Annotated in this window: 10 protein-coding genes; 1 reads left to right on the top strand and 9 read right to left on the bottom strand. The window is 70.5% G+C overall.

Features of this window, described 5'->3' with window-relative positions; genetic code table 11:
* Window positions 1–318: 318 nt before the first annotated feature.
* The 3 genes from ACOBQB_RS10955 to ACOBQB_RS10945 form a co-directional block, all read right to left on the bottom strand.
* Window positions 319–954: a MerR family transcriptional regulator gene (locus tag ACOBQB_RS10955; protein WP_423590974.1), complete on the bottom strand. Its 636-nt coding sequence runs from the start codon at window positions 952–954 to the stop codon at window positions 319–321.
* Window positions 955–1,110: 156 nt separating this feature from the next.
* Window positions 1,111–2,274, bottom strand: coding sequence for a phthiocerol/phthiodiolone dimycocerosyl transferase family protein (locus ACOBQB_RS10950; RefSeq protein ID WP_423590972.1), 1,164 nt, complete (start codon window positions 2,272–2,274; stop codon window positions 1,111–1,113).
* A gap of 258 nt (window positions 2,275–2,532) precedes the next feature.
* Window positions 2,533–3,192: a TetR/AcrR family transcriptional regulator gene (locus tag ACOBQB_RS10945; RefSeq protein WP_423590970.1), complete on the bottom strand. Its 660-nt coding sequence runs from the start codon at window positions 3,190–3,192 to the stop codon at window positions 2,533–2,535.
* Between the two features lie 79 nt (window positions 3,193–3,271).
* Here ACOBQB_RS10945 and ACOBQB_RS10940 point away from each other — a divergent pair, with 79 nt between their 5' ends.
* Window positions 3,272–4,483 (top strand): carotenoid oxygenase family protein, encoded by a 1,212-nt coding sequence (locus ACOBQB_RS10940; RefSeq protein ID WP_423590968.1) that lies wholly within the window; start codon window positions 3,272–3,274, stop codon window positions 4,481–4,483.
* A 251-nt stretch (window positions 4,484–4,734) separates the two neighbouring features.
* Here ACOBQB_RS10940 and ACOBQB_RS10935 read toward each other — a convergent pair whose 3' ends face one another.
* From ACOBQB_RS10935 to ACOBQB_RS10910, 6 genes are read right to left on the bottom strand one after another with little or no spacing between them, the layout of a single operon-like run.
* On the bottom strand, window positions 4,735–5,250 hold the full coding sequence (locus tag ACOBQB_RS10935; RefSeq protein ID WP_423590966.1) for a hypothetical protein: 516 nt from the start codon (window positions 5,248–5,250) through the stop codon (window positions 4,735–4,737).
* 6 nt (window positions 5,251–5,256) lie between these two features.
* A complete protein-coding gene (locus tag ACOBQB_RS10930; protein ID WP_423590965.1) occupies window positions 5,257–5,826 on the bottom strand; it encodes a hypothetical protein in 570 nt (189 codons plus the stop codon).
* A 29-nt stretch (window positions 5,827–5,855) separates the two neighbouring features.
* The gene (locus tag ACOBQB_RS10925) at window positions 5,856–6,527 is read right to left on the bottom strand and encodes a flavin reductase family protein (RefSeq protein ID WP_423590963.1); all 672 of its coding nucleotides are present in this window, start codon (window positions 6,525–6,527) and stop codon (window positions 5,856–5,858) included.
* Window positions 6,528–6,532: 5 nt separating this feature from the next.
* Entirely contained in the window at window positions 6,533–7,033 is a 501-nt protein-coding gene (locus ACOBQB_RS10920; protein ID WP_423590961.1) for an acyl-CoA thioesterase, read from the bottom strand.
* Window positions 7,030–11,046, bottom strand: a complete 4,017-nt coding sequence (locus ACOBQB_RS10915) for an SDR family NAD(P)-dependent oxidoreductase (protein WP_423598418.1) — start codon at window positions 11,044–11,046, stop codon at window positions 7,030–7,032. Before ACOBQB_RS10915 ends, ACOBQB_RS10920 begins: the two co-directional genes overlap by 4 nt.
* Window positions 10,929–11,897 (bottom strand): hypothetical protein, encoded by a 969-nt coding sequence (locus tag ACOBQB_RS10910; protein WP_423598416.1) that lies wholly within the window; start codon window positions 11,895–11,897, stop codon window positions 10,929–10,931. Before ACOBQB_RS10910 ends, ACOBQB_RS10915 begins: the two co-directional genes overlap by 118 nt.
* Between the last annotated feature and the right edge of the window lie 10 nt (window positions 11,898–11,907).

Below are 11,907 nucleotides of genomic sequence, written 5' to 3'. Positions count from 1 at the left end.
GAATTACGCACGCCATCCGCGGAGTTCGGCTGCTGAATTCGCGCACCATGCGATGCCGGTCAGGTGTACGCCGCGTCGGCAAAGGGCCGTTCCTCTTTGTTCCGGGCTGACTTCAGGCGGCACTGGGAACCCCGTCGAAGAAGGTTTTCACGTGGCGTGGTGACGCGACCAGCTTGACAATTCGTCGGGCACTCCGGCCACCTTCGGACAGTGCAGCAAGTTGTCGGGCACGTTCCTGCACAACTGTGCCGCCATGCCGGCCGCGGGTGTTCTTTCTCCGGAGGCCCTATTCCGGAATAGGTGTGTGATTCGGGCGCCTCACACGGTGCGCCGCTGACGTGGCGCGACGATCGCCAGTCGCCGCAACGCCACCATCAGCGGCTCAAGCAGCACAGCGAGTGTCACCGCTGCCTCTGCCGTTGACATGTGAGGGCCCAGACACTGCAAAACCTTGACATCGTGGTCCGCCAACTCGGCCGCACGCCGGGCATACGGAGCGAGCTGCTGGGCGTCGTACGGGTAACCGAGCCAGTCCAACGCCGCGATGGCGCCCACCAGCATCTGGTACGCACGGCACTCCTCGCCGCGCTGCGTACCGGCCGCCCACCCGACCTGCTCCAGCAGATCGGCTGCGACCCGTCGGGCCCGGGCACCGCCGACCTCGTCCGCATCGCCGGAGGGGCACGGCAGAGCCTGAACCACGGTGTCGAGCCGCTTGTCGAGGTCCGCCGCGCTGTCATCCATGGTCGCGAGTACCTGCCGGGCGCGAGCCACCGGGATGCCGCCGACCTGGAGCAACGCCCGCACCAGGCGCAGGCGATGCAGGTGCCCCTCGCCGTAGTCGGCCACGGTGGCGTTCACCCGTTCGCCGGGAGGGAGGAGCCCCTCACGCAGGTAATACTTGATCGTCGCGGTGGATACGTCGCTGCGCTCGCTGAGCTCCGACAGCCGCATCCTTCTTCGCTCCGTTCTGCGACCTCAGTTGGCAGGTGACTCACGCTCTGTCTCCGCGGGTTCCCCCGACGATGTCACTCCCAAAAGGGAACAGGCTTCTTCGCGCGTGCTGCGTTCTCAGACAGCTTGGTCAACCCCTCGCCGGGCGCGGGTCCGTCAGCTCTGCCCGGTCGTCAGTGCCGTCTCGAAATGCTTCGCCACATCGTCGATCACCTCGGTGTGGTGGAACGCGGTGTCATGGACCAGATCAAGGGTGAGCCGCCCGCCCACGGTCGAACCGAAGAGCGTCGGAACCGGTCCGCGGGATGTCCCGGCCCACCGACTGTCGATGACCCGCAGTCCGTCGGGCACGGGATAGTCCTGGATGACACCGATGTTCGACACCATGAAGGAGATCGGTGGCAGCGGCATCGGCTTTCCGGCGGCTCGCTGGGACACCAGTCGGTGCTGGATCTCGTTTCGGTCCAAGGCCCTCCGCAACTGCGCGGCGATGCGTCGGCCCACCTCGCCGGGCTGGTCGCCGGCGTCTACGCCGGTGGAGCACACCAAGCGGGCCACACAGCAGAACGGCGCATCCGGTGCGATCGGCGGATCGACGCGCGGGCGCAGGTCCACGGCGAAGGCCGGTGCGACCGGTAGCGGTCCGGCCTCGGGGAAGTGGGCGCGCACCGCGCATGCCAGCGCCCCGGCCAGCAGGTTGGGGATGGATATCCCTTCCCGCCGGGCCGCGGCGATCAGCGCGGCGGTCGCGTCCGGTGCGAAGCTGAAACTGCGCACCGCCAGCGCGCCGGGCGCAGCGGCGTCGCCGGCCAGTGTCAACGGCGGATCGGTATGGGCGGGGGTCCGCAACGGCCCTGGTTCGTACGCGGCGAGGAGTGCTTCCTCCAGGGATCCTTCGAACGCGCGCCTTCCGGTCGGTTCGGGTTCGGCTCCGCACAGCAGATCAGCGTAGTAGCCCAGCAACCGGCGCAGCAGGAGCGAGTTCAGTCGGCCGTCACTGCCGGCGTGGTCGCCGGCGAAGCTGAGCAGCGCCGACTCGGTGTCCTGGGACAGCGAGATGCGGTAGACCGGGCGGTTCCGCGCGAGGGAGACGTTCAGCTCGTCCGCAAGACCGTTCGACCCCGGCTCGACCAGGGTCAATCCCGGCCCGTGGTCGGCCAGTTCCAACGTGATGTCGTCGCCGGTCTGACAAAAGGAGCAGCGGAGCAGCGGATAGTCGCGCTCCAGCAGGCGCACGGCCCGTCCCATGGCCGCCGTATCCACCCTCGCCTCCAGGGCGACGCTCGCCACGACCGGACCGATGTTGAAGCGATAGAACATGGACTCGAAGAAGGTGAGGGAACGTCGCTCGCTCGTCATGTGCGGGCCTTTCGTGACGGAGAGGATGCGCGTCGGGGCCTGCTCACCGGTGGAGGCGAGCGGTGCCCGGGCGGCACAGCGAGCGGGCCGCCGCTGCGGCGGCAGGACGTCACCCCACTTCCGCCCTGACGGTGAAGCCGGTCGGAACTCGACTCGGGAGCCTAGCCAGGGGGCGGCGGGCGAGGCTTCTTCCTGCGTGCCGCCCAGGACGCGGCGTCCTCACGCCCCGTTCAGGGCACGATCGGCGATGTCGACGGCACGGCGCATGGACGCGTGTGCCGCTCGGCGGTCGTCACCGTTTCCGACCAGCAGACTGTGGACCTGCGCGTGGAAGCACGACTCGGCGTCGTAGGGTTCGAAGAGGTAGCCGCCGAGTTCAAGCGTGACGATGCCGTGCAGAGCTGTCCAGAACTGATGAGCCACCAGTTCGGCGTCGCCCTCCCGGAACCGGCCGCCGTCCATGCAACGCCGGACCGAGGCGATGAGGATGTCGAGTACGTAGCGCCCGTGGCGTCGGTCGTCATCGGTCAGGGAGAACCCCGCGACGTTCCCCAAGCCGAGCATCACCTGGTACAGGTGCGTGTGGTGAAAGGCGTTCCAGCGATAGACCCGGCCGTGTGCGACCACGTCGGCGACCGGGTCGTCGGAGTCGCCGATCGCGGTCATGCTTACGTTCAGCCGCGCGAACCCTTCGTGCACGATGGCACGGACCAGGTCGTTCATGCTCCCGAAATAGGTGTAGACGGCCGTCGACGATGTGCCGACGTCCTTGGCCAGGCGGCGGCTGCTCAGACCGCCGGGGCCTTCCTCGGCCAGGACCGAGGCGGCGGCCTCCAGCAGGGCGTTGCGCACTTCGGGCTGCAGTGGGCGAGGACTCACCCTTGACAGGATGCGCCCGGCCCGGCGACATTGGCAAGCACTGTTACGTAACGGCAATTCGCCTTGGTGGTGAGCCCTGATGGCCCCAGCAATCCCGTTAGCTCCCCGAGCGCCGCTGCGCCGCCACGCGCGCCTGGAGGAAACGGAGATCAGCGCGCTGCCGGTCAAGGGCGAACTCCCCGAGCAGCTGCACGGAACACTGCTTCGGATCGGTCCGGACCGCGCCGACGGCCAGCCGCTGGTGGCGGCGTTACGGATACGCCAGGGCCACGCCGAATGGTTTCGCACGCGCCGCGTCCGCACCGACCTCGTGTGCAGGATCACCGGCGAGTTACCGGCTCCGGGCCCGCGCGTCTGCCCGTCCGACAACGCCAACAGCGCCGTGATCCAGCACGCCGGCCGCATCCTGGCCCTCGGCGAAGGCGTGCTGCCGTACGAACTCACGCCGGACTTCGCCACCAAGGCGCGTCACGACTTCGACGGCACGCTGCCGTTCGGTTTCGCGGCGAACGCCGTGCACGATCCGCTGACCGGCGAACTGTTCGCAGCGGTCACCACCGCGGCAGCCCCGCACCTGTGGTACGTAGTCGTCGACGCGCGCGGGCGCGTGCGCAGGCGCGAGCCGATCCCGACGTCATCGTGCCGGGAGACGCCGGCCTTCGCGGTGACGCACCGCCACGCGGTGTTCCACGCACCGGGCAGGATCGGCATCATGCCGCGCGCGGGCACCGCGCACCAGCTCACCTGGGTCGATATCGAGCCCGGATGCGTGGGGTCTGTGCTGAACGCGTTCGATCTGACCGACGACCGGCTGGTGCTCGACACGGTGCGGCCCGGCGCCGCAGGGCCAACGCTGTGGCGCTTCACGCTCGACCCCGTCAGGATGACCGCCGCGGGCGAGGTGCTCGACCACCACGCGCAGGGTTCGCCCACGGTCGATCCACGCCACCGGGGATCCGAGTGCCGCTACGGCTTCGCGACGCGGCTCACGCACACCTCCGGTCGCGGCAGTGCGCTGATTCGCCACGACCTGGTCACGGGGACACGGCAGATCCACGGTCCGGGTTCGGGCCGTGTCTTCGGCGCACCGGTCTTCGTGCCGCGCTCGCCGCTCGCGCCCGAAGGTGATGGCTGGGTGCTGGCGTTCACACACCAGACGGGCAGTGGCAGTCACGAAGTCGTGGCAGTGGACACAAACGACTTCGAGGGCGAGCCGACGGCAGTCGTGGGCGTGGCCCCCGTGGACCACCGGGAGACACAGGCCACTTGGCTCATGGCGGCCCCTTGGTGACGATGCTGCGCCGGATCCGCTCCAGGACCGGCCCCGCCCCGTCGGCCGCCTTGGCATCGGCCCGCGGGGGAGTCGAGGATCTCCTCCCACGGCGTGACCCCGACCGCTGCCGCCTGATCGACGCTGATGGTGGGCGGCCGGCCTGGCCGGGACCGCCGCCACAGTGCCTGCAACGACTGGCGCAGGACACTGGGCCGACAGTGGGGCGACGACCGGTGTCGGCAGCGAGTCGCGGGGGACCGGCGTGGAGATCAGCCGAGCCGCTCCGGCTCCGCCGCGGCGTTCGAGGCAGGGGTCGCTGCCGGCCGCGGTGGGCCGGCGGAGGCCGAGCGGGGCGGCGGCAGCAGATGCCGCTGGGCGAACAGGGCCAGCAGGCCGTATCCGGCGAGCAGCAGCAGCACGACGAGGATCCATTCGCCCGATCCTCCCGGGCGGTAGACGCGGCCGGGCATGCCCATGTCCACGGCCTTCACCCGCTCGCCTTGGCGCAGAGAATCCCGGCCGCTGCCGTACAGCGTCACGGACCGGAATTCGAGCGTCCGATCGCGCGAGCGAAACGTTCCCGACCAGCCGCAGCTTTCATGGCCGGGGTGGCTGACGCACTGGAGCCGGCGCGCGGTGAAGGTGCCCGGCGTGCCGTCGACCGTGGCCGTATGGATGGCTCTGCCGAGGTTGGGCAGCGACACGTACAGCAGCAGGCAGGCGGTCACCAGGATGGCGAACGAGGTAAGCCGTGAGGGACGGCGACGTGTGAGGGTGCCCGCCATGGTCGCCTACACCGGTGCGGGGTCGGCACACGTACAGCGGGGGGCTTCGGAGTCGCGCTTCGCAGGCCTGCTGTGCCACAGCATGGCCACGACCATCGGAAGGGTGACCAACGCGTTGTAGAACAGATGGAGCTCGACGCGCGGAGCCACCAGCTGGACGATGCTCGTCGGCACCGGCTTGCTCGCCAGATGCGTGCCGGTCAGTGCTTGCAGGAGTAGCAGCAGGTGCTCGAAGTGGTGCCAGATCTGGATGCCGAGCGCGACGTTCCACCAGGTGCGCGAGGTGCCGGCGAACCCGGGACGCAAGAGCATGAACCCGGCGAGCATGAGCAGGGCATACCCGTAGTGCATCCACTCCGAGGTGACCAGCCACGGAAAGGGAATCCCCAGCACACCGCGGGCTTCGGGCACACGCCAACCCCACACGTATATCTGGACCGCCTGGGCGATGTGTTCCGCCCAGTGCGCGATGACCAGGAACGCGAAGATCCGTAGTGCGGCCCGGTGATGTCTGCCGTTGAGTGCCTCCACAAGATGGCGGGCACGCGGCTGATGAGCATGTGTGCTGGCCGACATGGGCGATCCTCCGGTCTCGGTTGCAGTCATCACAACAGGGGCGAACCTGTGTGGTCTTCTCCGTGGGTGCGCTGTTCCGGTGACCCGGAGGCGGTTGGCGGCAGGTGTCCGCGCCGGTCGGCATGGCCCTCCAGCCGGCGAAACGCCCCGGCGTAGAACAGCAGCGCATCCTCGTCCGGGCCATGGCCGAGGTGCAGAACGTCGCCGAGGAAGATCGAGTGGTCGCCACCGTCATAGACGGCCGCCAGGCCACACTCGAACCAGGCCAGGGAACCGCCGAGGACGGGTACACCCGTGCACGGCCCCTGAGTCACATCCACGGTCGCGAACTCCTGCGCGCCACGCGGGCGACGGCTGTCAGCGAAGTGACGTGCGAGCCGTTCCTGGCGCTCCGACAGCACCGACACCCCAAACGCGTGGTGTTCGAGGATCACCCGGTGCATGGAAGCGTCGCGCAGCACACACACCAGGATTTGTGGCGGGGTGAGGGAAACCGACGTGAACGAGTTGGCGGTCATGCCGCGCGGCTCGTCCCGGCCCGCGGTGACCACCGTGACGCCGGTGGCGAACCGGCCGAAGACCCCGCGGAGTTCCCGAGGGCCGAGATCCCCGCCTCCCGTCGCCCCGGCCCCGGCAGGCCGGGGCGGCAGCGCCCGCGACGGTTCCGCCGGGCGCGGGCGAGCCGCCCTGTGCACACCCATCGCCATCAACCCTTGCCCGGCAGGGTGGCCATGGCGGCCGGCCCGGAGCTGCCCGCACTGCGGGGCGGAGGCGGCCCCGCCGTCTTCGCGTAACGGCACAGAGCGGCGCGCAGTGACGGAGGCACCGGAGCCGGCCGGGTCGCGGTGTTCGGACCACGCATGCAGGCCACCCGCTGCCGTCCACGCGCCACCAGATCCTCCAGACCTTCCCGCAACCGCACATAGTCGAAGGAGAACTCGATCTGTGTCTGCGTGAGATCCACCAGACGCATGCGGATCGACAGTTCGTCGAACGCGGTGATCTCGGCCAGGAACTCACAGTCCACGGTCAGCGTGAACAGCTTCAGATCGTCCCGCAGCTCGGCGATGATGTCCGGAGCATGCTCACGCAGGAACATCTCCCGGCAGCGGCCCTGCCAGCTCAGGTAGTTGACGTAGTAGACGTTGCCGACGAGGTTGGTCTCCTCGAAGCCGACCACATGTCGATACTCGTAGAACTGTTTCACTCTCCGACCCCGCCTTCGTCCATCGCCATCGTGAACACGACCGGCTCCTCGATACCCGCCAGCGTCGTCACGAACGACGCGATCCGGATGAACCCTCCACGCAACGCCGTCCACGGCCCACTCGCGCCACCCGGCGACGCCTCGCTCATCAGCGTCGCCTGCGCATGGCCCGCTTTGCGCAGGCACTCGATCGCCCCCCAGACCCGGGTGGCCGCGATGTTGAGGCCCTCACCACGCTCGGCGGCGATCAGGCGGGCCAGCGAGGCGCCGTCGGCACCCAGCAGATCGGTCCACTCACGCTCGGTGCGCACACCCACGGCCTCCACGTCACAGGCGACGGGCCCAGTCGCGGCGACGGCGAACGTGACACCCGCGCCGTGCGCCGAGGAGACCTCCAGGCCCGGCACCAGCGGCTTGCCGTCCGGGCGATACCCGACCTCCGTGTCCCGGCCGACGGCCCAGCTCACCGCCTGACGGGTCGCGGCGCGCCGGGTATCGCGGGAGGGCGGCGTCGACGGGTCGGCCGGGACGACTGCGGTGCCCAGGCGGGCACCCAGGTATGGCTCGGCATTGCGTTGCAGATAGGCGGCCAGCAGTGCCGGAGGCCACGGACCAGCGCCACCCCGCTTGCGCACTGCCTGGAGCTTCAGCCCCTCCCAGCGTTCGACCAGGGCACCGTCGGCGTCCCGAACGTCGACGTCGTAGAGATACGTGTCGCCCTCCCGCCATACCTCCGTGGCATGCGTCGTCACCTCGGCCGACGATCCGAGGCGGGCGGGATCGGCCGGCCACAGCCGTTGGACGGACACCGGCAGCAGCGTCGCGTCGGGGACGCAGCACTGAATCGAGTGCATCAGCGCATCCCGCGTCCCGGGGTCGGCCAACGTCAGCTCGGCCGGGTGGAAGCCGCCGAACCAGTCGGCACGCGGGCTGCTTGAGATCCGTGCCACGCAGCCGTCGGCAGAGAGCTTCTGGTAGCCCAACAGACGCTGGAACCGGCCGCCTTGGAAGAGCACCGAGCCGTAGAGCTCCTCGGCGGGCTTGAGAGGGATCGTCGGGTGGGCTGCTTCGCCGGTCGGCCGTGAGGCGTCTGCCGGTGCGGCCGACTCGTAGCACAGCGTGGCCCGGAAGTGATCGGTCTGGAAGCCGGTGTCGCTTGAGCGCAGCGCGGCCCGAACCGTGCCCGAGCCATCGGCCAGAACCGCGACCCGCAACGTGGTGCTGCCGTCGGCGGGCACCACGATGGGCCGTAGGAACTCCACGTCCGTGAACACCGGTGTCCTGGTGCGGCCGGTCAGCGCAGCGGCCGCTTGGGCCATCGCCTCCATGCCGAGCACGGCGGGGAACAGCAGGTCGCCATCGAGCATGTGATCGGCGAGGTAGCCATCGGTGGCCGCCGACAGATCGGCGTCGGCGACGAGTTCGATGCGCGGATAGTGGATGCGAGGTCGCTCCAGGAAGCGGCCCAACGGAAGCTCACCGGTCTCAAGGGCGAGGGTCGGCAGCCCTCCGGCGCGCCCCATCACCACGACGGTATCCGGTGTCCGGGGCGCGGCAAGCAGCTCCTTGAGCGTGGCGACGCCCTCCGCGACCGGTATGGGCGAGATCCCCTCACGCATCAGCGACTCCAGCACACCGAGCCGCTCACCCATCCCGGAGCCGGACCACACCGACCACTCCATCGCGATGCAGCGACACCGCGGGTTCTGCTCGCCGTAGCGGCGGGTGAGATCGGTCAGCCAGTCGTTGGCGGTGGCGTAGTCACCCTGCCCACGTAGACCGGCCCGCCCGATGATGCTCCCGAACGTCACCAGCAGCCGCAGCGGGGCGTCCTGCACGGCCGTCAGCAGGGTCTTCAGCCCATCGACCTTGGGGGCCAGGGTGCGGCGGAAGGTGTCCTCGTCCAGGTTGACCAGAGCCCGCGGTTCGTTCCGGCCCGCGCCGTGCAGGACGGCGGTGACCGGTCCCAGCCACCGGTGTACCTCCTGAACGGCCGCCTTCACCTCATCCGCCGCCGTGACGTCGGCCTGTAGGTAGCGGAATCGAATGCCGGCAGCGCGCAAACGCTCCAGGTTCGCCGCCAGTTCCCTGTCCGCGTCCGGCGCCGAGCGGCCGAGCAGCGCCAGACCGGCTCCGGTGTGTTCGACCAGTGCCAGGGCCGCCTCGGCGGTGATGCCCTTGCCGCCGCCGGTGACCAGCAGCACGTCCTGCTCGCTCAACACCGGTGCGGGGGATGGCTCCCGGCTTGGCGGTAGGGCGCGCAGCACCGGCACCGAGCGGCGGCCGTCGACGTCGTACCAGACCTCGGCGAAACCCTCCGTCGCTGCGGCGTCAGCCTCCACACAGGCGACCGTCCGGGAAACCCGCCGTGCCGAGGGCGCTTCAGGGTCCGGCAGGACAATCACCGTCGTGGTGACGTTCGGGGCCTCCAGGTGCAGCGTCTTGGCGATGCCCGCGGCGCCACGCTGGCCACCGACCGCGACAAGCCGCACCGGGGCCTGCCGGGCCCGGGACAGCGCGGCCCGCACAGCCGATATCAACAGCGGCAGGTGGTCCTCGTCGGCCTCGCGCGGCAGGCACAGCAGCACACCGTCGCCGAGACCGGCGGTGCTCAGCGCCGCCTGGAGCGGCACAGCCAGCGGGTGCGAACGAGTGGCGAACACCTCCCACTCGGCCGGCGAGGTCCGAAACACGACCGGTGGTACCGGCTGGGCCGGCGTCAGGTCCACCGTGAACGACCGTACCCATGGTGCGACGCCCGCGACCTGTTCGCGCTGCCCGTCGTCACCGAGTGCCGTGTCGGCCAGCTCGTCCAGCATCGCCGCCAGCTCGGTGAGCGTCGATGTGGCATAGGCCGACGTCGCCAGCACCGTGCTCACCCCGAGCTCACGGGCGGCCTGCGTCACGATCTGACCGACCGTGATCGAGCTCAGATGCAGCTCGTCGATCGGGTTGCTGTCCGCACGCACTGCCTCCAGCGGCAGTTCGGCCCGCTCGGCGGCCAGCCGCCGCAGCACGGCCAGGCTCTCGGCCCCCGGTGGCGGCTGCTCCGTCTCGGCCGACGGCGCACCGCTGGGCCGACGGTCCTCCACGTCGACGGCGAGGTTCAGATCCGGCGCGGCCTCGCACGGGCCGGCCAGGAAGGAGAACTGCTTGTCCAGCGGCAGCGGCTTGACATACCGGTCGCGGAACAGCTCCTCGTGCCGGATCGGCGCGCCCATCACGTAGGCCGCGCCGAGGGCCCGGAACAGTCCCGCCAGGGAGGGGCCGTCGGTGGTCAGCGAGACCGCGGGCACCGATGGTGCGATCTGGGCGGCCAGGTTCCGCAGGATCTGCCCGGGGCCGACCTCGACGAACAAGTCCGCGTCCGTGGCCAGTGTCTGGACCGCCTCGCTGAACCGGACGGGATCCAGGACCTGGCGGGTCAACAACTCGGGGACGTCGACGTCCGGCGGCAGCGGCGCACCGGTGACCGTCGAGACCACGGTCCTGGCCGGCGGTGTGAAGGTCCGGTCGGCGAGATACGCACGGAAGGCCTGCGCGGCCGGCGCGACGGCGTCGGAGTGGAACGCGTGCGAGACCGGGACGCGGGTCGCGGCGATGCCGCGGGCCCGGGCGCGTGCCATCACCGCCTCGACCGCCGCCGCCGGTCCGCTGATCACCGTCTGCGTGGGGCTGTTGAAGCCGGCCACGACCACCGGCTCGCCGCCTATCAGCGTCTGGACATCGCCGGCCGACGCCGAGATCCCGGCCATCCCCCCACCGCCGGCGCCGGCGGTGTCCATGAGTCGGCCGCGGGCGGCGACGGCGCGCAGCAGAGTGTCCTCGTCCATGGCCCCGGCCCAGTGCAACGCCGACAGCTCGCCGAGGCTGTGCCCGACAGCTCCCGTCGCCGTCACACCGAGCCGCGCCAGCACCCGCAGGCCGGCGACCGAGCCGGCGACGATACGCGGCTGCGCGACCGCGGTCGCGACCTGGTCACCGTCCGTCGGCAGCCGAAGACCGCGGTACAGGTCCTCCACGGTGGCGAACCGGCGCCGCAGGGCGCCGCCGTCCGCGCCGCGGCCCGCGCCTTGCCCGGGGAACAGGTAGGCGATGCGCGGTGCTTTCCCGGCGGCGCCGAGGAAGACGCCGCCGACCGGGTCGAAGACGTGGCGGGCGTCGGTGTCGAGCGCCTCCAGCAGCGTGCGGAGGCGGTGTTCGGCCTCGTCGGGGAGCCGGCGACGATGGCGGCCCGGACAGGTCCGCCCGCCAGGTCACCGGAGAGCGTCGCCGCGAGATCGCCGAGTTCGGCGAACGACAGCTGAGGTACGAACGCGGCCAGCCGCGCGACGCGGCCGCGCAGCTCCGTGGGGTCGCAGGCGTCGAGCAACAGCAGCTCGGTGTCCTGCCGGGAGCGGACCAGGCGCTGCGTCGTCGTTCCCAGGGCGGTTCGGCGGACACCGTCGGCGTGTTCGACGACGATGTGCGCGTTGATGCCCCCGAAGCCCATCGAGGAGACGCCGGCCCGGATCGGAGCGCCATCGGGCCACAGCTCGGCGCTGCTCGGGACGCGCAGCGCGGGCGCATCGCCCGCGAGTACCGGATGCGGACGGTCGTGTCCGGTGGCAGGGGGGATGATCTGGTGCCGGACCGCGAGCACCGCCTTGATCAGCCCGGCGACCCCCGCCGAAGCCTTGGTGTGGCCGATGTTGCCCTTGACGGTGCTGATCGCGGCGGGTGGGGCGGTCGGGTCGGCGGCGCGGCGCGCACCGGTGAAGGCCTCCAGCTCGGTGGCATCGCCGACCGCGGTGCCGGTGCCGTGGCCCTCGTAGTAGCCGACGGTTTCCACCCCGAATCCGGCCGCCGCGTAGGCACGGCTGATGGCGCGTCGG

The organism is Streptomyces sp. G5(2025), from assembly GCF_049542075.1.
Taxonomy (GTDB): domain Bacteria; phylum Actinomycetota; class Actinomycetes; order Streptomycetales; family Streptomycetaceae; genus Streptomyces.
The sequence above is the reverse complement of the archived record's forward strand: the minus strand, read 5'-3'. Positions and strand labels throughout refer to the sequence as shown.